Origin of the sequence: Amycolatopsis aidingensis, assembly GCF_018885265.1 — a bacterium.
GTDB classification, from domain to species: Bacteria; Actinomycetota; Actinomycetes; order Mycobacteriales; family Pseudonocardiaceae; genus Amycolatopsis; species Amycolatopsis aidingensis.
The window spans coordinates 6,517,147-6,536,041 of record NZ_CP076538.1 but is presented as its reverse complement, the minus strand read 5'-3'; the positions used below and the strand labels follow the sequence as shown (position 1 = coordinate 6,536,041).

Below are 18,895 nucleotides of genomic sequence, written 5' to 3'. Positions count from 1 at the left end.
TCCCCCGCATCCCGCGTGCCCCCGCTAACTTCGCTGTGCGCAGAGAACCCTGCATACAGTTAAGGAGCTCGACGTGTCACGCAAGCTTTTCGCAGCGCTAACCCTGCTGTTCTCGCTGGCGCTCACACAGCTGGTCGGTGTCCCTGCCGCCACGGCCGCACCGGTACCGGAGACGCAGCAGGTACGCACCCTGTACTACGACTCGAGCCGGGCCGCGGAGTTCCGGGACGCGATGGACGAGGGCGCCCGGATCTGGAACGAGAGCGTCAGCAACGTCCGGCTCGAGCGCGGGTCGCCCGCCTCGATCACCATCATCGCCGACAACGGCTGGCCGCGGGCGCAGGTACGCAGGCTCGGTTCCGGCACCATCTGGATGGGCAGGCTGGCGGTCAACCAGGGCCACGACGAGATCCGGATCGCCGCGCACGAGTTCGGCCACCTGCTTGGTCTCCCGGACCGCAGGACCGGCCTGTGCCAGGACCTGATGTCCGGCGCCAGCGCGGGCACCAGCTGCACCAACCCCTACCCTAACCGGGCCGAGCGGGCCGAGGTGGAGCGCAACTTCGGCGGCTGGCGCCCCGCCGAGTCCTTCCGCGGCTTCTTCCCTGAGCGGGAGCCTGCAGGCGCCAGGTAACCGGCGGGCCGGGATCGTGCCGGTTCACCGCTGGACCGGCACGATCTCCCTGCCCAGCGGCACCAGCGCCACCGGCACCAGCTTGAAGTTCGCGATGCCGAGCGGGATCCCGATGATCGTGACGCACAGCAGGATCCCGGTGACGAGGTGGACCAGTGCCAGCCACCAGCCGGCGAAGATGATCCAGAGGACGTTGCCGATCAGCGAGGCGACCCCGGCGCCCTCCCGGTCGGTGAGGGTGCGCCCGAACGGCCAGAACGCGTAGTTCGCGATCCGGAACGAGGCCAGGCCGAACGGGATGGTGATGATCAGGATGCAGCAGATGACCCCGGCCACCAGGTAACCGACCGCCAGCCAGAAGCCGGACAGCACGAGCCAGAGCACGTTCAGGATCGCGTTCATGACGCCCATTGTCCCGATCCGGGGGCTCAGCCGCCCGGGGCGAGGGCACCGGCGAACAGCAGCACCGACACCAGCGCCAGTACCAGCACGACCGCGGTGGTGTAGTGCCGGGCGCGGGACATCCCCGGCAGCCAGCGCAGCGCCACCACCGCGGCGGCCAGCACGGTGAGCCCGATCGGCACCAGCGCCCGCCAGGCCCGGTCGAAGGTGTCCAGCGGCAGGAAGGAGTCCGCGCCGTACAGCGAGAGGATCAGCGCGGGTACCCCGAGCCCCGCGGCGGCCGCGGCGGCCAGCAGGTTGAACCGGTCCTGTGCCTCACTGTCCTGCGCCACCGCGAAGGTGGACATGCTGCTGAGCATCGAGTGCAGCCGGGCGACCTCCTCAGCCAGCTGCTCGTCCAGCGCCGCGCAGTGCCGGATGCTCGCCTGGTGCGTGCCCAGCCAGGCCGGGCCGCCCGCGGGCGGGGTCTCCCGGTCCGGCCGGGTGCCGCGGTAGGCATCCTCGTCCCACAGCCAGATCCACAGCCCGTCCCGCACCGCCTCCTGGGCCTGGTCCCGTGCCCGGCCCGCGGCCACCGAGATTTCCACGATCTGCGCCAGCAGCGGCCGCAGCGTGTCCCGGCGCCGGTTCGCCAGCAGCCCGGCGAGGCGCTGCTCGAACTCGTACCGCAGGCCGCGCAGCCGCCGCACCTCGTTGCGGGATGACTCGGCCACCGCCTTGGCCAGCGTCACCGCGGCTGCGCGTGCGTCCGTGCGGTCCGGCGGGCCCGCCAGCGGGAGGTCCGCCACCAGGTCGGGACCGAACAACTCCGCGGGCGGCTCCTGCTGGCGCCAGCCGCGGTCCTCGTGCCAGCAGGCCCGCACCGCGACGGTCAGCTCGGCCTTCGCGCCCGCCGTCACGGCCACCCGCGCCTGCCCGACCACCAGCCGCCGCTGCCCCCGCTCGCCGAGGAAGCGAACGAACGGCGCTGCCAGGAAGACGTCCGCGCCGGAGCGTGCGAAGGCGGCGCGCTCGGACCCGTCGTTCAGGCCATCGGCGTACTCGCTGCCGACCGTGATCCACTCATCCCCAGAACCCATGCCGGCACCCTAGAAGCCCTCTCCATTCGCAGATGGCCGGTCCCGGTCCGGCTTCCTAGACTCGCCGGGAGGTGACACCGTCGTCGGCGCAGGAGGCCAGCATGCCCGCGGTACCGAGTTACGTTTCCGGGACCGCCGAGGTGCCGCTGCTCGGCGACACCATCGGGGACAACCTGGATCGCACGGTGGCCGCCCATCCGGACCGGGACGCGCTGGTGGACCGTGCCGCGGGCCTGCGCTGGACCTACCGCGAGCTGGCCGCCGAAGTGGACGCGCTGGCGCTGGGCCTGCTGGACCTCGGCGTGCGCAAGGGGGACCGGGTCGGCATCTGGTCGCCCAACCGTGCCGAATGGACCTTCCTGCAGTACGCCACGGCCAAGATCGGCGCGATCCTGGTGAACATCAACCCTGCCTACCGCGCGCACGAGCTGGAGTTCGTACTGAACCAGGCCGGGGTGTCCCTGCTGGTCGCCGCGGAGTCGTTCAAGACCTCCGACTACGCAGGGATGATCGAAGAGGTGCGCCCGCGCTGCCCTGAGCTGGCCAGGGTGGTGCTGCTCGGCAGCGAGGCATGGGATCGCCTGCTTGCCGATGGCAGACGGGCCGATCCGGCGCGGCTGGCCGAGGCGGCGGCCGGGTTGAGTGCCGACGACCCGATCAACATCCAGTACACCTCGGGCACCACCGGGTTTCCCAAGGGCGCCACGCTGTCCCACCACAACATCCTGAACAACGGCTTCTTCGTCGGGGAGCTGTGCGGGTACACCGAGGCCGACCGGGTGTGCATCCCGGTGCCCTTCTACCACTGCTTCGGGATGGTGATGGGCAACCTGGCCTGCACCAGCCACGGGGCCTGCATGGTGATCCCGGCGCCCTCCTTCGAGCCGAAGGCCACCCTGGCCGCGGTGCAGGCCGAGCGCTGCACCTCGCTGTACGGGGTGCCGACGATGTTCATCGCCGAGCTGGCCGAGCCGGACTTCGGCGACTACGACCTTGCCAGCCTGCGTACCGGGATCATGGCGGGCTCACCCTGCCCGGTCGAGGTGATGAAGCAGGTCATCGAGCGGATGGGGATGGCGGAGGTGTCCATCTGCTACGGGATGACCGAGACCTCGCCGGTGTCCACCCAGACCCGCGCGGACGACTCGGTGGACCGCAGGGTCTCCACCGTGGGCAGGGTGGGGCCGCATCTCGAGGTCAAGGTGGTGGATCCGGAGACCGGGCTGACCGTGCCCCGCGGCACCCCTGGCGAGCTGTGTACCCGCGGGTACTCGGTGATGCTGGGCTACTGGCAGCAACCGGACAAGACCGCCGAGGTGATCGACGCCGCGCGCTGGATGCATACCGGCGATCTCGCGGTGCTGGACGAGGACGGCTACGTGAGCATCACCGGCCGGATCAAGGACATGGTCATCCGGGGTGGCGAGAACATCTACCCGCGGGAGATCGAGGAGTTCCTGTACACCCATCCGGACATTCTGGACGCCCAGGTCATCGGGGTTCCGGACGAGAAATACGGCGAGGAGCTGATGGCCTGGGTGCGGCTGCGCGAGGGAGCCGGGGAGCTGACCGCCGCGCGGCTACGCGAGTTCTGCCACGGCAAGCTGGCGCACTACAAGATCCCGCGCTATGTGCACGTGGTGGACGAGTTCCCGATGACCGTCACCGGCAAGGTCCGCAAGGTGGAGATGCGCGAACAGTCCCTCCCCCTGCTGCGCCGGCCGCAGTGAGCGGCCCGTTCACCGCAGTTTTCGCAGGGAACGGGCCACTCACAGCGGTCAGGAACGGAGGGTGGTGGCGATCTGGTCGGGCTCGAGGCGTCGCGGGCCGACGTAGTAGAGGATCGCGCCCGCCGGCAGCTCGGCCTGCCATGGCGGGTTGACCATCAGCTCGCCATCGGCCCGCGCGGCGAGCACGATGGCGCCGTGCGCACGGCCGAGCGCGGTCTGGCAGTCACCAACCCGCACCCGGCCCAGCGACTCCGGCAGCGTCGCCGAGTAGGTGTTGGCGCCGCCATGCGTCATCAGCTCGGCGTAGACCTCGGCGATGCCGGGGGACTGGAGCTCCTCGGTGATCATGCGCGGGGTGTGCCACTGCACGCACCGGATGCCCTCGTCCACGTAATGGATCAGGGACACCCTGGCCATATCCCGCAGGGTGACCACGACATGCGCGCTGGTGGCCACGTGGTCGACGGTCACCGCCACCGCGAGCGCCTCGTTGTCGTCCCTGGCGTCGACCAGCACCCGGTGCGCCCGGTGCACCCCAGCGCGTTCCAGCACCTCGCGTTCGGTCAGCTCGCCACGCACGAACTCGACCTCGCGGTCCGGCATCGGGTGGCTGGCGACGTCGTCCCACACGCAGACCACCACCTGACCGGCGTCCTCGGCGAGTAGCTGGTCGACGATGCGCTCGGTGCGTCCCGCCGTGTAGCCGAGCAGCACGATGTGGTCGGAGGTGGTCACCGTGATCGCGCCCTGCATCCGTCGTCCCCTCGCGTTCTCCAGCGCCGTGGCCAGTTTGGTGAAGATCGTGGTGAGCGTGGCGATACCGCCGACGATGACGTAGGCGCCGACGACATGGCCACCGCCGGTTTCCGGATAAAGATCGCCGTAGCCGACGGTCGCCGCGGTGACCACGAACCACCACCAGTAGTTGGCGGGTTGCACGATCTCGCTGTCCCCGCCCTCGGCGAGCGCCAGCAACGGCCAGGCCGTCGCGAAGACGAAGAGGGCCACCGCCACCGGCGTCGCCCAGCTGCGCAGGAAGGTCAGCCTGGCCAGCAACCGGGTGAGAAAGAAGGGCACGCTACTCCCTGCCGTACGCCTGGGGTCGGTTCGTCGGTCGCGCGTCAGACTAACCCGGAGCGTGGTACGGGGCAGCCAGGTGTTCCCAACCGGTGATCAACCGGTCGAGCCGGCGGCCTCGGCGAACTCCCTGGCGTCCTCCGCGCCGAAGGTCTCCTCCAGTTGTTCCGGGGAGTAGTCCACGTCCACCTGCTCGACCGGCATGCCGCGGGCCGATGCGATCGCACCGAGCCTGCGCTGCGCACGATCGGCCGCGTACTGGGTGAACTCCGCGGAGTCGATGCCGAACGGCGGCTCCTCGAACTGGTCGGTGACCCACTGGATCATGTTCAGCGCGATCGGCAGCAGCTCGCCCATCCGCTGCTGCACCACATCCCACAGCGCGTCGTTGGCGGCGATATGCCTTCGGCAGGTGAAGGTGCCCCAGGCCATATGCCTGCGCTCGTCGTCACCGATCCGGCGGACCAGCTCCTGCATGCCGGGCAGGATCCCGCGCGAGGTACAGACCTTCTGCCAGGCGTAGTACCCGGTCAGCGCCAGGCAGCCCTCGATCACGTGGTTGTAGGTCACGCTCGCCCTGATCTGGTTGGCCGGGCTGGGATCGGAGGCGAGCACCCCGAGAGAGGAAGGCAGTTCCTCGTAGAACAGCGTGCGGTAGTGCGGGTTGTCCGCCACGAACGGATGCAGGTCCGCCATCAGCCCGACCGCGTCCATCCAGTGCCGGAAGGCCTGCGTGTGCTTGGCCTCCTCGAAGCAGAACTGGCTCAGGTACATCTCGTCGGCGAGCCTGCCCTCGGCGGCCATCGCGCCCATGAACGGCTGGATGTCCTCGGTGACGGCTTCCTCGCCCGCGATGAACTGCGCGCACAGGAAGGTCGCCGACCGCCGCTCCTCCTCGTTCAGGCTCGCCCAGTCCGCGGCCTCCTGGCCGAAGTCGAGGTCGGCCGGGTTCCAGAACTTGCTGTTCCCCTTGACGAACAGCCGTAGTGGGAAGGAGTCCCAGTTCAGGCCGCCGCTGCTGAGGGAGCGGAAACCGGTGCGGTGCGGGGTGGTGCTGGCAGCGCTGGCAGTCATGTCCGCGACCTTTCTGTGTTCGCTGGTTCGCCGGGTTCACTGGTTTTCGTGCCCGGCGTGCTGGATGGCCGGGCCGAGCACGGCGCACACGGCGTCTGCGGCCTCGGCGGCGGAGTGTGTCGGCAGCACCAGGTGGCTCAGGGTGAGCCGCACCGCCGTCTCGGCGAGCAGATCGGCGGTGGCCTCGGCCAGGCCGGGCAGCCTGCTGCGGTAATGCGTGCGCACCAGGTCCATGGCCGCGCTCAGCACCGGCTCGCCCCGGGTGGTCAGCAGCGGCAGCAGGTCCGCGGCGCTGCCCTCGCCAAGGGTGGCGGCGGCCAGCCGGTCGGCCCTGGCGTGCTCGAGGGTGAAGATCACGGCGCGGTGCACGCCGGTGAGCAGGTTCCCGGCCTCGGTCAGCCGCTGGTTCACCCCGTCCAGGAAGGTCGAGGTCGTGCGCAGCACCACCGCCTGGGCCAGCCCGGCCTTACTGCCGAACTCGTTGTAGACGGTCTGCCTGCTCACCCCGACCCGTGCCGCCACCTCAGCCATCCGCAGGCCCGCGTATCCCTTGTCCGGCAGCAGGTCGGCGGCGGCGTCGAGAAGTTCCTCGCGCAGCGAGGCACGGGCCCGAACCGCGAATCGAGTGACATCCGACACAGCGTCAGCTTGACACAAAGGTACCTTTTGTCAAGACCGTGGACGTGAGATGCACATGTGTCCAGTGCTGGTCCGGGCTACCGTGGCGGGGTGACCATCACCATCGGCTTCGACCTGGACATGACGCTGATCGACCCTCGCCCCGGCATGGTCGCGGCGATGAACGCACTGGGCGCCGAGGCCGGCCTCACCCTGGACGGGGAGCAGTTCGCGGCGAACCTGGGCCCGCCGCTCGAGGACGTACTGCTCGGCTTCGGGGTGGCTCAGGAACGGGTGCCGGGGCTGGTGGACCGGTTCCGGGAGATCTACCCGGAGATCGTGGTGCCGCGCACGGTGGCCCTGCCGGGGGCCGCGGCCGCGCTGCGTGCGGTCGGTGCGGCCGGGAGCGGCACCCTGGTCGTCACCGGCAAGTACGGCCCGAACGCCGCGCTGCACCTGCGGGCCCTGGACCTCGAGGTGGGCACACTGGTGGGTGAGCTGTGGTCGGCGGAGAAGGCGCGGGCGCTGACCGAGTACGGGGCGGTCGCCTATGTCGGGGACCACATCGGCGATATGCGGGGTGCGCTGGCGGCGGGTGTGGTCGCGGTGGGGGTCACCACCGGCCCGTGCAGCCGGGCCGAGCTGCTGACCGCGGGTGCGGATGTGGTGCTGGACTCACTGGAGGAGTTCCCCGGCTGGCTGGAGGCCAATGCCGACCGGCTGGCCACCGTGCCCTAACCGGTCCGCTTCGCCTCCCTGACCAGCGCGATCAGGCCGAGGGCCAGGCCGAGCGGGGTGATCACCCCGGCCGCGGCGCTGAGCCAGACCGGCAGGTTCTGCCACCCGGCGGCGAACATGACGAACACCGCGACCACGGCGAGCATCCCGAGCGCGAACAACCCGATGCCCAGGCGCATCAGCACGGACTTGCGCCGTGGCCCGCCGGAGCCGGGCGGCGTGTTCGGGCGAACGGCTGTCTCCATGCCGCCATCCTAGTGCGCTGCCGGGTATCTGCTTCTCCCCAGTGCAGCAGCCGGGATAGGCTTGGTGTCTGCGCGTCCTGGGTACGCCCTAGGACGCGTTTCGTCGTGCATGGCCCGCCCGGTCATGCGGACTCATGAGCCATAGTGAAGGAACGGTGAGGGCAGTGCCGACCGGCAAGGTCAAGTGGTACGACGCGGAGAAGGGATTCGGCTTCGTCACCCAGGACGGCGGTGAGGACGTCTATATCCGCAAGGCCGCGCTACCGCAGGGGGTGGAGGGGCTCAAAGCCGGCCAGCGGCTGGAGTTCGGCGTCGCCGACGGGCGACGTGGCCCGCAGGCCCTCTCGGTCCGCCTGCTCGACCCGCCGCCTTCGGTGGCCGAGGCGCGGCGCCGCCCCGCCGAGGAACTGCACGGGCTGGTCGACGACATGATCAAGCTGCTGGAGAGCCGGGTGCAGCCGAACCTGCGCCGGGGCCGGTACCCCGACCGCAAGCACACCAAGCGGATCGCCGAGGTGATGCGCGCGGTGGCCCGTGACCTGGACCCGTGATGCGCACGCTAGACAGGTTCGAGCTGAAGTGACCAGATACCGCGGGTGACCAGCTGCGGGTTGCCCGCCTCGTCCAGGATCGGGTTGCCTGCCTCGTCGGCCGCATAGGCGGCACCGATCTGCTGCACCTCGACCACCAGCAGCTGGCTGCCCGGCCCGCCGCCGGTCGCGGTGTAGGCGTGCCGCGTGCCGGGGCTGAAGAACTGCCGCTTCTCCGGTTGCGGCCTGCCCTCGGCATCGGCGTACTGGACGATCACCGCCCAGGGGGACTCGCTGACCTCGGCGGGCACCGAGACCTGCACCGGGTAGCCGGGCCGGGCCCGCAGCCGCGCGGGCTCGGTGCCCTGCTCGCATTCCTGTACCCGCACATCGCAGTGGATCAGGGGTGCGGCCTGGACGGAGTCCCCGTCCACGAAGAAGGTCACCCGGGGCGCGCCGGGGGCCGAGCAACCGGCCGCCACGAACGCGGCGCAAGCAAGGGCAACGGCCAGGCGACGCAGCATGCGACCGAGCCTAGAGCCTGCCAGCCCGTGGTCAGTGGTGGGGTGAGTGGGCGTGCGGGGCGCTGGTGCCACCGCCGTTGCCACTGCCACCGTTGCCGGTGGCGCCGGGGCGCAGCGGGCGGTCGCCGCCGAGGCCGGGGATCAGCGAGCCGCCCTTGCGCACCAGGTGGGTCTGCGCGAGGCCGACGGCCAGCAGCGCGGACACCACGAGGAAGCCGATCCAGTACGTCGGCGGCAGCAACAGGCCGATCGCGCCGCCGCCACACCAGGACAGCTGCAGCACCGTCTCCGAGCGCCCGAAGGCCGAGGCCCTGGAGGCGTCCGGCAGGTCGTCCTGGATCACGGCGTCCAGGCTGATCTTGGCCAGCGCGCTGGCCGTGGCGCCCACCAGGCCGACGATCGCCGCGGTGCCCAGCCCGGCCAGTACGGTGGCCAGCAGGGTGGCCGCCAGCACGCCCGCTACACAGCCGACGATCACCTGGTCCGGGCGGCCCAGATGCAGCCGGGAACCAAGCGCGTTGCCGAGGAAACCGCCGGTCCCGGCCGCCGCGCCGATCACGCCCAGCATGAGCAGTTGCACGAACGGGCTCTGCCCGCTGTCCTCCGTCTGCGCCTTCACCGCGAACGCGGAGAACATCATCAGGAACCCGGTGAGCACCCTGATCGTGCCGGTGCCCCAGAGCGCGACCACCACATGCCTGCCCATGGGCTGCCGCTTCTTCTTCACCCTGCGCTCGGGGTGCGCGGACAGCGAGGCGGGCACCTCGCCCTCGGTGACCTCCACCCAGGCTGGGATGCGCATTGCCTGCACCGCACCGGCCACGCAGATCGCCGCGGCGAAGAACAGCGCGCCGGGGGAGTCGAAGGCCCAGTTGAACCCGCTGGCGACCGCGCCGGATGCGCCCATCGCGACCAGGCCGAACACGGTCAGCCGCGCGTTCGTCTTGGCGAGGGTGATGTCCGGCGGCACCACTCTCGGCGCGACCGCCGCCTTGAGCACCATGAACGATTTGGACAGCACCATCTTGCCGAGCGCGGCCGGATAGAGGCCCCAGTCGTTGAAGTGCAGAGCCATGATCACGCACATCAGCGCGGATCCGGCCGAGGTGATGCAGATCGCCAGCCTGCGCCCGCGCTGGATCCGGTCCAGCGCAGGCCCGATCACCGGCGCCACCAGTGCGAACGGGGCGATCGTGATGAGCAGGTACAGCGCGACCCTGCCCCGGCTCTCCCCGGTGCTGGCCGCGAAGAACAGGGTGTTGGCCAGCGCCACCGCCATCGCGGCGTCGCTGGCGTAGTTCAGCATGGTCGCGTAGGTCATCGAGGTCAGCCCGGACTTGTCCGCGCCGTCCGCCCTGGTCGCCCGGTGGAAGGCGTCCACGGCCTGCCCGGTGAGCTGCCTGCCACGCAGCGCCGCCACCCTGGTCACGGTGATCTTCTTCGGCAGCTTCGGCACGCTGCCCTGCTGCTGCTGCGGCGGCGGCTCGAACCCCGACCTGGCCTCGGTCTGCTCGCCTGCCTCCGGCTGCGGCTGCGGCTGCGGCTGTGGCGGGGGTGGTGGCTGGTGCGGCGGGCGGTGTGGTGACCGGCGCTCGTAGCCGTCCGTTCCGTACCGCTCGAAGTCGCCGACGGGTGGCGGGGGTTGCTGCGGTGGCGCGGATTCGCGGTAGGCGGGCTGGCTGCGCCACTGGTCGTTCGGCGGCGGGGGGTAGGGGCGGGCCCCGCGCGGCGGCGGAGGTGGCGGCGCGGGCGGCCCCTGGGCAGGCACCGCCCCGGTGGGCGCCTCGTCCGCGGTCGGGGCCGGGTTCCCCGCGGGCGGGGGCGGCGGATAGCCACGGGACTGCGCGGGGTAGGCCTGCCTGGTCGGCTGCGCGGGCGGCTGCTCGACCCGGGTACGGTCCACCGGCCGCGGCCGGTCCGAGCCGGGCTCAGGGGTCCATTTGCGCTTGCTCTTGCGGCGCCCCTTGCCCTGGCGGCCGGAGCGGGGGCCGTCCGGGTCGGACTGGGGACCGAAGCGCATATGTCAATCCTGCCGTACTCGAGGTCGGTCTGGCCGCATCTCAGCCGGAGGCGACCAGTCTCACCCGGAACATCTTGGGCCATAGCTTCCCGGTGAGCAGAAGCTGGTCGGTGCCCGCGGGCGCGGCGATCCCGTTCAGCACATCCGCCTCCGCACGCTCGGCCGGATCGAGCAGGCCCGAGGCGTCGATCTCGGCGGTGACCTCGCCGCTGCCCGGGTCGATCCGCATGATCCGGTCGCTCTTCCAGACGTTGGCGTACACGGCGTCCCCGACGCATTCCAGCTCGTTCAGCCAGGGCACCGGCCGCCCGCCCGAGCTGACCCGCACCGAGCCGGTCCCGGCGAAGGTGCGCGGGTCGCGGAAGGTGAGCTCCGCCGAGCCGTCACTCATCACCAGCCGGTCCTGTTCCGGCTGGTGGCACAGCCCCCAGCCCTCTCCGGAGTACTCGACCCTGCGCAGCTCGGCCAGGGTTTCCCGGTCCCGCTCCAGCGCGACCCCTGCCTTCCAGGTCAGCTGCCACAGCCGGGAACCGACCACGGTGATCCCCTCACCGAACAGCGGGCGCGGCAGGTCGGCCCGCACGGTGGGCTCGGCGCCGGGCGGCCCCGCCCGCACCGCGGACTCGCCGACCAGCCCGGTGCCCTCGTACAGGGTGTCGCCGTGCAGCTCGAGCCCCTGGGTGAACGCCTCCGGGTCGTGCGGCAGCACCTCCAGCACCTCGACCCGCAAGCGATCCGGAGCCCGGTCCGCGGTCTGCCCCGGTGCGGGGGTCCCCGTGCAGGCGGCGAGCACCCCAGCCGTGATCAGCAAGGCGGTGACGGTACGCACTCCCACAGCCTGACACGAGTTGCCCCATCCCGTGCTGCACAATTGGGGCATGACCCTGCTGCTGACTGCCGACGACGGTGCCATCCAGGAGGCTTTGGCGGGCGCGGTGGAGCTCGCCAGGGAGGCGGCGGTGACCGACGCCGGCGCCGAGCAGGTCGGCGAGTACGCCGGCATCGAGCGGGAGGACGCGGTCTCGGTCAGCCACTTCTTCGAGGCCACCCTGCCCGGCTACCGGGGCTGGCGGTGGTCGGTCACCGTGGCCACGGCCGGCAGGGAGGAGCCGGTGACGGTCAGCGAGGTGGTGCTGCGACCGGGGCCGGACGCGCTGGTCGCACCGAGGTGGGTGCCGTGGGAACGCCGGGTGCGGGCCGGTGACCTCGGGGTCGGCGACATCTTCCCCACCGACGAGGACGACCTGCGGCTGGCGCCCGCCTACCTGGACTCCGACGACCCCGAGGTCGAGGAGGTCGTCACCGAGATCGGGCTCGGCCGCAAGCGGGTGCTGTCCAGGTACGGCAGGCACGAGGCCGCGAGCCGGTGGCGCGCCGGCGAGTTCGGGCCGCGTTCCGATATGGCGCGCAGCGCCCCGGATGTCTGCGGGACCTGCGGGTTCTACCTCTCCCTCGCCGGCTCGCTGAGCGCGGCCTTCGGGGTGTGCGGCAACGAGATCGCACCGGCGGACGGGCATGTGGTGCACGTCGAGTACGGCTGCGGGGCGCATTCGGAGGTGCAGGTCGAGTCCGCTTCCTCGGTACCGGTGGCCGAGCTGGTCTACGACGACTCTCTGCTGGACTCCGCGCCACTGACCGAGGCGTCGAGTGCCGCTGCCAGCCACTGAGCACACACCCGAGCCGTTCGGCATCGAAGGACTGCGTTCCTCGGTGCTGCGGGCCTGGCGGGACTCGCCGACCCGGTTCACCGAGGACACCAACGCCGAGCACGACCTGCGGGTCGGCGGCTACCGGGACCGGCTGTTCGTCGAGCTCGCGCAGAACGCCGCGGACGCCGCCGCGCTGGCCGGGACACCGGGCAGGCTGCGGGTCGGTCTCGCCGGTCGGGAGCTGCGGGTGGCCAACACCGGCGCGCCCCTGGACGCAGCCGGGGTAGCCGCGCTGGCCTCGCTGCGTGCCTCGGCGAAACCCGAGGGCACCGTCGGCCGGTTCGGGGTGGGATTCGCCGCCGTGCTCGCGGTCTGCACCGAGCCGCGGGTGGTCTCCAGCACGGGCGGGGTCGCGTTCTCCGCGGCCAGGACCGTGGCGGCGACCGGTGCCGAGGGAGCGGTCCCGGTGCTGCGGCTGCCCTGGCCGCTGCCGCCGGACGAGCCCGCCCCGCCGGAGGATTTCGACACCGAGGTGCGGTTGCCGCTGGCCGAGGGCGTGGACCCGGCAGGGCTGCTGGACCGGCTCGCCACCGAGGTCCCTGACCTGCTGCTGGCCCTGCCCTGGCTGGACACGATCGAGGTGGCAGGCAGCCGGTGGCGGCGCACCGACCTCGGCGCCGGCCTGCTGGAGCTGACCGGGCCGGACGGCGCCGGGCGGCGCTGGCTGACCCACGTCGTGCCGGGCGGGGCGGCCCGCTGGGCGGTTCCGGTGGACGAGTCCGGAGCGCCGCTGCCGCTGGAGGCCGGGGTGCTGCACGCGCCCACCCCCACCGACGAGCGGTTGTCCCTGCCTGCCAGGCTGATCGCGACCCTGCCGATCGAGCCATCCCGCCGCAGGGTGCTGCCCGGCGCGGCCGCCACCGCGGTGCTGGAGTCCGCCGCGCAGGGCTATCCCGAGCTGGTCCGCGTGGTCGCTCCGGAGCACCGGCTCGCGCTGGTCCCCTCCTCCGGCTTTCCCCTGTCCGAAGTGGACGATTCGCTGCGTGAGCTGGTGCTCGCGGCGCTGCGTCGTGAGCCGTGGCTGCCCGCCGCGGCAGGCGGGACCGACCTGCCCGGCGGGCGGGCCAGGGTGCTCGAGGCCGGTGCTCCCGGCCTGGTCGAGTCCCTGGCGGAGGTGCTGCCCGGCCTGGTCGCCGCGCCGCTGTGCGGGCATCGGGCGGCCGCGGTGGCCGCGCGGGCCGGTGCCACCGGGGTCGGCACCGGCGAGCTGATCGAGGCGGTCACCGGGATTTCCCGGCCGCCGGGCTGGTGGCACCGGCTCTACACGGCGCTGCTGGCCGCGGTGGATGGTGGGCGGCTCGCCATGGACGAGCTCGGTGCGCTGCCGGTGCCGCTGGTGGACGGGCGCACCCTGCCGGGGCCGCGCGGGGCGTTGCTCGCCGACACCGGCACCGGGCCGCTCGACCTGCTGTCCGAAGTGGACATCGTCGGACTCCGGGTGGTGCACCCGGACGCGGAACACCCGCTGCTGGAACGGCTGGGCGCGCGGCAGGCGGGCGCAGCCGACCTGCTCACCGCGCCGGAGCTGCGTGAGGCGGTGGAGCGCAGCGCGGCCGACGCACTGTCCGGAATGGATGTCGGGCCGCTGGCCGAGGTGGTGCTGCGGCTGCTGGCGGAGTCCGGCCCTGGCGCGGGCGGTGGGCTCGGCGCGCTGGCGCTGCCAGCCGGGTCGGGGTGGCGGCGGGCCGAGGAGCTGGTGCTGCCGGGGGCCGGGTTGCTGGCCGTGCTGGACCCGGAGGCACTGGGCCCGGAGGCGCCGCTGGAGGTGCTGGACGCGGAGTTCGCCGCCCGCTGGCCGGAGGAGGTGCTCACCGGCGCCGGTGTGCTCACCTCCTTCGCCGTGGTCACCGACGAGGAACCGGCCGGTCCTGAGCACGAGCTGCCGGAGGAGGCGGACTGGTGGGACGCGGTAGAGCCGAGCCGGGTGCATGCCGTGCGCGACCTGGACCTGGTCGCCGATGAGGCCTGGCCTGCCGCGCTGCGGCTGCTCGCCGCGAACCCGGAGACCTGGCGGGCGCTGACCGAGCCGGGCGGGCACACCGGCTGGTGGATCGCCAGGTACGCGCTGCTGGCCGGGCAGGCTCCCGCGCAGTGGCGACTGCCCGAGGCCACCGCGCTGGCCGGTCTCTACGACCCGGTGCCCGACCTGGGGCTGCGCGCCGACCTGCTGCGCGCGGCCGGGGTGCGGGCCGGGCTGGTCCCCGCCGATGCCGAGGACGCGGCCGAGTTGCTGGACCGGCTCGGTGACCCGGAGCGCGAGGTGCCCCCGGGGCTGGCCGCCCGCGCCCACGCCGCGCTGGCCGATGCCGAGCTGTCGCCGGATGAGCTCGACCCGCCCGAGCGGGTACGCACCCTGGAGGGTGCGGTGGCCGATGCGGAGCGGGCGATGGTGCTGGACCGCCCGTGGCCCGCCGCGGTGCTGCCCGCCCGGCGGCTGGTCGCCGTGCCAGGGTGGGATCGGGCCGGGCGGCTGGCCGAGCTGCTGGACCTGCCGCTCGCGGGCGAGTGCGTGGTGGCCGGGCTGTCCACGGACGGCGAGTACGTGGACTGGGCCGAAATGCCCGCGGTACGCCTCGCCGCCGAGCTGCTGGGCATCGACCTGCCCGCGGGCGGGGTGGTGGTGCACGACCGGCTGACCGTCACGGTGGAAGGGCAGTCGCACGAGGTGACCTGGTGGTGCGCCGAGTACCCGCATGCCGAGGACAGTTCCGCGGGCCTGGCCGCCGCGCTGGCCTGGGCCGCGGGCCGCTGGGGCGACCGCCACCTGCTGGCCGCCCTGCTGGACGACCCCACCGCCACCACCCTGCTCACCTGACCCAGCTCGAACGCCCTGAACGTGGCGATCAGGATGTCTACCGTTGCGAACGGCACTTTTGGGACATCTGACGTCGCGAAAGCCACGTTCACGGCACCTCCGGGTGGGGGTCAGAGGCCGCGTTGGGCGCCCCGGGTGCCGCGGCGGGCGGCGGCGCGCTGCCAGGCCATGATCCCGAAACCGATGGCCCCGAGTATCCAGCCGGCCAGCGTGGTCCACAGCCACACCCCGTCCTGGCCGGTGAGCAGCAGGACGAGGAATGCGGCCAGCCACAGGCCGGTGCCCACCACGACCACCGGCCGCAGTTCGAGCAGCCGTTTCGGCAGCTCGGGTGGCGCGGGCAACCCGCCGGTGCCGCCCCCGTCGTTGCTCGGCTCCTGCACCTGAGGAAGGCTACCCGCGGTACCGAACACGCACTCGCGGCAGGTGAGGATGGCACGGACGACTCTGGACCGGTTCTTCAAGATCAGCGAACGGGGCTCCACACCCGGCAGGGAGATCCGTGGCGGGCTGGTCACCTTCGTCACGATGGCCTACATCATCGTGCTGAACCCGCTCATCCTCGGCAGTTTCTCGGCCGAGGACACCGGGGCCAAGACCGACGCGTTCGGCAACATCCTGCCGGTGAGCCAGGTGGCCGCGGTGACCGCGCTGGTCGCCGGGGTGCTGACCATCCTGTTCGGCCTCGTCGCCAACTACCCGTTCGCGCTGGCCGCGGGGCTCGGCATCAACGCACTGGTCGCGGTCACCATCGCGCCGCAGATGAGCTGGCCCGCGGCGATGGGCCTGGTGCTGGTGAACGGCCTGGTGGTGCTGCTGCTGGTGGTCACCGGCGTGCGCACGATGGTGTTCAACGCGGTCCCGCCGCAGCTCAAGGCGGCCATCGCGGTGGGCATCGGCCTGTTCATCTGCCTGATCGGACTGGTCGACGCCGGTTTCGTGCGCAGGCTCCCGGACGCGGCGGACACCACGGTCCCGGTGGGGCTCGGCATCGACGGCTCGATCGCCTCCTGGCCCACCGCGGTGTTCGTGGTCGGGCTGATCATCACCGGCATCCTGGTGGCGCGGAACGTGAAGGGCGCGATCCTGCTCGGCGTGCTCGCCGGGACGGTGCTGTCCATCGTGGTGGAGGCGATCGTCAAGGCCGGACCCTCGCAGGGCGTGAACCCCAAGGGGTGGAACCTCGCCTACCCCGCCTTGCCCGAGGACATCGTGAGCGTCCCGGACCTTTCCCTGGTGGGCGAGGTGTCCTTCGACGCCTGGGTGCAGGTGCCCGCGATCACCGCGGCGCTGCTGGTGTTCACCCTGGTGCTCACCGACTTCTTCGACACCATCGGCACCATGACCGGCCTCGGCAAGGAGGCGAACCTGATCGGCAGGGACGGGAAGCTGCCGAAGGTGGGCAAGGCGCTGTTCGTGGACGGCCTCGGCGCGGTGGCAGGCGGCGCGGCCTCGGCCAGCTCGAACACGGTGTACGTGGAGTCCGCGGCCGGCATCGCCGAGGGCGCCCGCACCGGGCTCGCCAACCTGGTCACCGGCCTGCTGTTCCTTGCCGCGATGTTCCTCACCCCGCTGTACGAGGTGGTGCCGATCGAGGCGGCCGCGCCCGCGCTGGTGGTGGTCGGCGCGTTGATGATCCGCCAGGTAACGGAGATCGACTTCCGGGACTTCTCGCTGGCCTTCCCCGCGTTCCTGACCATCGTGATCATGCCGTTCACCTTCTCCATCGCCAACGGGATCGGTGCGGGCTTCGTCAGCTTCGTGCTGCTGCGCGCGGCCACCGGCAAGGCACGCGAGGTGCACCCGCTGCTGTGGATCGTGGCGGCGGCCTTCGTGGTCTACTTCGGCATCGGGCCGATCGAGGCCGCGCTCGGCTGAGCGACCGGACGGCGGGTGGTGAGATTCACCCGGACGAGGAACAGATCGTAAGGTATGCTAACGATATGTCGGACTGCGTACCCGAGCGATCGCTGGCCAGCCGCCTGCGGCTGGCCGTGGTACGCCTCAACCGCAGGTTACGGGCGCAGCGCACGGACGAGGACGTCTCGCTCACCCAGCTGTCGGCCCTGTCCACGCTGCACAAATGCGGGGCGCTGACCCCGGGGCAGCTGGCGGCCAAGGAAGGGGTCCGGCCACCCTCGATGACCAGGGTGATCGGTGCGCTGGAGGGCCTGGGCTACGTCGAGCGCAACGCCCATCCGACCGATGGCAGGCAGGCGATCGTCGCGCTGTCCGAGCGGGGACTCGCCTATGTGCACGACACCATCTCGGCCCGCGAGGCCTGGCTGGACGAGCAGCTCACCAAGCTGAGCGACACCGAACGCGCCGTGCTCGCCGATGCGGCGGAGATCATCGACAGAATGGCGGAGCAGTAACCCCCAGATGCCGAGTACACCGGGTAGCGCACAGGCCGATCCAGGAATAGCCGCTACCCGGGAACCGGCTCCGGATTCCCGGCGGCCACGGGGCACCTTCTCCTCGCTTCGGGTGCGCAACTACCGGTTGTTCTTCACCGGCCAGGTGATCTCCAACATCGGCACCTGGATGCAGCGCATCGCCCAGGACTGGCTGGTGCTCACCCTCAGCGGGAACGACCCGATCGCCCTCGGCGTGGCCGTCGCGCTGCAGTTCACCCCGATCCTGCTGCTGTCGCTGTGGGGCGGGGTGCTCGCCGACCGGGTGGACAAGCGCAAGCTGCTCATCACCATCCAGGCCGGCACCGGGGTGCAGGCCGTGGTGCTCGGGCTGCTCGAGGTGACCGGCCTGGTCACCCTCCCGCAGGTGTACGTGCTGTGCTTCGTGCTCGGCTGCCTCGCCGCCCTCGAGGTGCCCACCCGGCAGTCCTTCGTTGCGGAGATGGTCGGCAAGGAACAGGTGGCCAATGCCGTCGCGCTGAACTCCTCGATCTTCAACATGGCCAGGATCGTCGGACCCGCCGTGGCCGGATACGTGATCATCTGGGTGGGTACCGGCTGGCTGTTCCTCGCCAACGCCGCCAGCACCCTCGCGGTGATCGCCGGGCTGGCCATGATGGATCCGGCGAAGCTGTTCCGCGTCCCCGCGCTCGGCCGCGGCAAGGGCCAGCTACGGGAGGGCCTGCGCTACGTGCGCGGCCGGGCCGACCTGAGCATCCTGATGCTGCTGATGTTCTTCGTCAGCACCTTCGGGATCACCTTCTTCACCTCGCTGGCGATCGTGGCCGCCAGGGTGTTCGGCACCAAGGCCGACGGCTACGGGCTGCTGTCCACCCTGCTCGCGGTGGGCACCTTCACCGGTGCGCTGCTGTCGGCACGGCGTGGCTCCCGCGGCCGTCCCCGGCTGCGCCTGCTGCTGATGTCCGCCTGCGCGCTCGGCGCCATCGAGTTCGGCACCGCGTTCATGCCGACCTATCTCGCGTTCGGGTTGGCCCTCGTGCCGTTGGGTTTCGCCACCATCACCTTCCTGAACACCGCCAACGCCCTGGTGCAGACCTCGGTGAGCCCGGAGATGCGCGGCCGGGTGATGGGGCTGTACGTGCTGGTGCTGGTCGGCGGCAACCCGATCGGCGGCCCACTGACCGGCTGGATGGCGGATACCTTCGGTGGCCGCTCCCCGTTCTTCATCGGCGGGGCCGTCTCGGTGCTGGCCGCGGTGATCTGCGCGGCCCTGCTGGTACGGACCCGCCGGACTCAGTAACTCGATCGGGTGAGATCACATTGCC

At 71.6% G+C, this 18,895-nt stretch carries 19 protein-coding genes; 9 read left to right on the top strand and 10 right to left on the bottom strand.

Annotation, left to right across the window (positions count from 1 at the left end; genetic code table 11):
* Positions 1–73 precede the first annotated feature (73 nt).
* Complete coding sequence (locus tag KOI47_RS29800) at positions 74–634, top strand: snapalysin family zinc-dependent metalloprotease (RefSeq protein WP_216210047.1); 561 nt, start codon at positions 74–76, stop codon at positions 632–634.
* 24 nt (positions 635–658) lie between these two features.
* Here the strand turns inward: KOI47_RS29800 and KOI47_RS29795 are convergent, their stop codons facing one another.
* Positions 659–1,036, bottom strand: coding sequence for a YccF domain-containing protein (locus tag KOI47_RS29795; RefSeq protein WP_216210045.1), 378 nt, complete (start codon positions 1,034–1,036; stop codon positions 659–661).
* A 26-nt stretch (positions 1,037–1,062) separates the two neighbouring features.
* Positions 1,063–2,115, bottom strand: coding sequence for a hypothetical protein (locus tag KOI47_RS29790; protein WP_216210043.1), 1,053 nt, complete (start codon positions 2,113–2,115; stop codon positions 1,063–1,065).
* Between the two features lie 101 nt (positions 2,116–2,216).
* Here KOI47_RS29790 and KOI47_RS29785 point away from each other — a divergent pair, with 101 nt between their 5' ends.
* Positions 2,217–3,845: an AMP-binding protein gene (locus tag KOI47_RS29785; RefSeq protein ID WP_216217650.1), complete on the top strand. Its 1,629-nt coding sequence runs from the start codon at positions 2,217–2,219 to the stop codon at positions 3,843–3,845.
* 48 nt (positions 3,846–3,893) lie between these two features.
* Here the strand turns inward: KOI47_RS29785 and KOI47_RS29780 are convergent, their stop codons facing one another.
* The 3 genes from KOI47_RS29780 to KOI47_RS29770 all read right to left on the bottom strand — a co-directional run bounded on the left by KOI47_RS29780 (position 3,894) and on the right by KOI47_RS29770 (position 6,635).
* On the bottom strand, positions 3,894–4,922 hold the full coding sequence (locus KOI47_RS29780; protein WP_216210041.1) for an ion channel: 1,029 nt from the start codon (positions 4,920–4,922) through the stop codon (positions 3,894–3,896).
* Positions 4,923–5,018: 96 nt separating this feature from the next.
* Entirely contained in the window at positions 5,019–5,996 is a 978-nt protein-coding gene (locus KOI47_RS29775; protein ID WP_216210039.1) for a R2-like ligand-binding oxidase, read from the bottom strand.
* Between the two features lie 36 nt (positions 5,997–6,032).
* Positions 6,033–6,635 (bottom strand): TetR/AcrR family transcriptional regulator, encoded by a 603-nt coding sequence (locus tag KOI47_RS29770; protein ID WP_216210037.1) that lies wholly within the window; start codon positions 6,633–6,635, stop codon positions 6,033–6,035.
* A 90-nt stretch (positions 6,636–6,725) separates the two neighbouring features.
* Between KOI47_RS29770 and KOI47_RS29765 the strand changes: the two genes are divergently transcribed.
* On the top strand, positions 6,726–7,352 hold the full coding sequence (locus KOI47_RS29765) for an HAD family hydrolase (protein WP_216210034.1): 627 nt from the start codon (positions 6,726–6,728) through the stop codon (positions 7,350–7,352).
* Here the strand turns inward: KOI47_RS29765 and KOI47_RS29760 are convergent.
* Positions 7,349–7,597: a hypothetical protein gene (locus tag KOI47_RS29760; RefSeq protein WP_408629862.1), complete on the bottom strand. Its 249-nt coding sequence runs from the start codon at positions 7,595–7,597 to the stop codon at positions 7,349–7,351. The two genes, KOI47_RS29765 and KOI47_RS29760, sit on opposite strands and share 4 nt — an antisense overlap.
* A gap of 164 nt (positions 7,598–7,761) precedes the next feature.
* Here KOI47_RS29760 and KOI47_RS29755 point away from each other — a divergent pair, with 164 nt between their 5' ends.
* Complete coding sequence (locus tag KOI47_RS29755; protein ID WP_216217648.1) at positions 7,762–8,148, top strand: cold-shock protein; 387 nt, start codon at positions 7,762–7,764, stop codon at positions 8,146–8,148.
* 8 nt (positions 8,149–8,156) lie between these two features.
* On the opposite strand, the gene KOI47_RS29750 is transcribed toward KOI47_RS29755, so the two are convergent.
* The 3 genes from KOI47_RS29750 to KOI47_RS29740 are packed head-to-tail and all read right to left on the bottom strand — an operon-like array spanning position 8,157 to position 11,551.
* Positions 8,157–8,648: a DUF2771 family protein gene (locus KOI47_RS29750; protein ID WP_408629959.1), complete on the bottom strand. Its 492-nt coding sequence runs from the start codon at positions 8,646–8,648 to the stop codon at positions 8,157–8,159.
* Between the two features lie 34 nt (positions 8,649–8,682).
* A complete protein-coding gene (locus KOI47_RS29745) occupies positions 8,683–10,671 on the bottom strand; it encodes an MFS transporter (RefSeq protein WP_216210032.1) in 1,989 nt (662 codons plus the stop codon).
* Between the two features lie 40 nt (positions 10,672–10,711).
* On the bottom strand, positions 10,712–11,551 hold the full coding sequence (locus KOI47_RS29740) for a glutaminyl-peptide cyclotransferase (RefSeq protein WP_216210030.1): 840 nt from the start codon (positions 11,549–11,551) through the stop codon (positions 10,712–10,714).
* Here KOI47_RS29740 and KOI47_RS29735 point away from each other — a divergent pair.
* Together KOI47_RS29735 and KOI47_RS29730 are read left to right on the top strand one after the other, a co-directional pair.
* Positions 11,550–12,338 (top strand): DUF3027 domain-containing protein, encoded by a 789-nt coding sequence (locus tag KOI47_RS29735; protein WP_216210028.1) that lies wholly within the window; start codon positions 11,550–11,552, stop codon positions 12,336–12,338. The genes KOI47_RS29740 and KOI47_RS29735 overlap by 2 nt on opposite strands.
* Positions 12,319–15,195: a sacsin N-terminal ATP-binding-like domain-containing protein gene (locus KOI47_RS29730; protein ID WP_232376346.1), complete on the top strand. Its 2,877-nt coding sequence runs from the start codon at positions 12,319–12,321 to the stop codon at positions 15,193–15,195. The genes KOI47_RS29735 and KOI47_RS29730 overlap by 20 nt, the downstream gene beginning before the upstream one ends.
* 110 nt (positions 15,196–15,305) lie before the next feature.
* Here the strand turns inward: KOI47_RS29730 and KOI47_RS29725 are convergent, their stop codons facing one another.
* Positions 15,306–15,578, bottom strand: a complete 273-nt coding sequence (locus KOI47_RS29725; protein ID WP_408629861.1) for a DUF2530 domain-containing protein — start codon at positions 15,576–15,578, stop codon at positions 15,306–15,308.
* A 49-nt stretch (positions 15,579–15,627) separates the two neighbouring features.
* On the opposite strand from KOI47_RS29725, the gene KOI47_RS29720 reads away from it, so the two are divergent.
* The 3 genes from KOI47_RS29720 (at position 15,628) to KOI47_RS29710 (ending at position 18,870) form a co-directional block, all read left to right on the top strand.
* Entirely contained in the window at positions 15,628–17,073 is a 1,446-nt protein-coding gene (locus KOI47_RS29720; protein ID WP_216210026.1) for an NCS2 family permease, read from the top strand.
* A 65-nt stretch (positions 17,074–17,138) separates the two neighbouring features.
* Positions 17,139–17,570 (top strand): MarR family winged helix-turn-helix transcriptional regulator, encoded by a 432-nt coding sequence (locus tag KOI47_RS29715; protein ID WP_216210024.1) that lies wholly within the window; start codon positions 17,139–17,141, stop codon positions 17,568–17,570.
* 7 nt (positions 17,571–17,577) lie between these two features.
* On the top strand, positions 17,578–18,870 hold the full coding sequence (locus KOI47_RS29710) for an MFS transporter (protein ID WP_216210022.1): 1,293 nt from the start codon (positions 17,578–17,580) through the stop codon (positions 18,868–18,870).
* The last annotated feature ends 25 nt before the right edge of the window (positions 18,871–18,895 follow it).

Bases quoted from the DNA above. Each gene is read 5' to 3' on its own strand.
- KOI47_RS29715 (WP_216210024.1), top strand. From the start codon at position 17,139: ATGTCGGACTGCGTACCCGAGCGATCGCTGGCCAGCCGCCTGCGGCTG.
- KOI47_RS29790 (WP_216210043.1), bottom strand. From the start codon at position 2,115: ATGGGTTCTGGGGATGAGTGGATCACGGTCGGCAGCGAGTACGCCGAT.
- KOI47_RS29740 (WP_216210030.1), bottom strand. From the start codon at position 11,551: ATGCCCCAATTGTGCAGCACGGGATGGGGCAACTCGTGTCAGGCTGTG.
- KOI47_RS29785 (WP_216217650.1), top strand. From the start codon at position 2,217: ATGCCCGCGGTACCGAGTTACGTTTCCGGGACCGCCGAGGTGCCGCTG.
- KOI47_RS29735 (WP_216210028.1), top strand. From the start codon at position 11,550: ATGACCCTGCTGCTGACTGCCGACGACGGTGCCATCCAGGAGGCTTTG.
- KOI47_RS29775 (WP_216210039.1), bottom strand. From the start codon at position 5,996: ATGACTGCCAGCGCTGCCAGCACCACCCCGCACCGCACCGGTTTCCGC.
- KOI47_RS29760 (WP_408629862.1), bottom strand. From the start codon at position 7,597: ATGGAGACAGCCGTTCGCCCGAACACGCCGCCCGGCTCCGGCGGGCCA.
- KOI47_RS29745 (WP_216210032.1), bottom strand. From the start codon at position 10,671: ATGCGCTTCGGTCCCCAGTCCGACCCGGACGGCCCCCGCTCCGGCCGC.
- KOI47_RS29720 (WP_216210026.1), top strand. From the start codon at position 15,628: ATGGCACGGACGACTCTGGACCGGTTCTTCAAGATCAGCGAACGGGGC.
- KOI47_RS29710 (WP_216210022.1), top strand. From the start codon at position 17,578: ATGCCGAGTACACCGGGTAGCGCACAGGCCGATCCAGGAATAGCCGCT.
- KOI47_RS29795 (WP_216210045.1), bottom strand. From the start codon at position 1,036: ATGAACGCGATCCTGAACGTGCTCTGGCTCGTGCTGTCCGGCTTCTGG.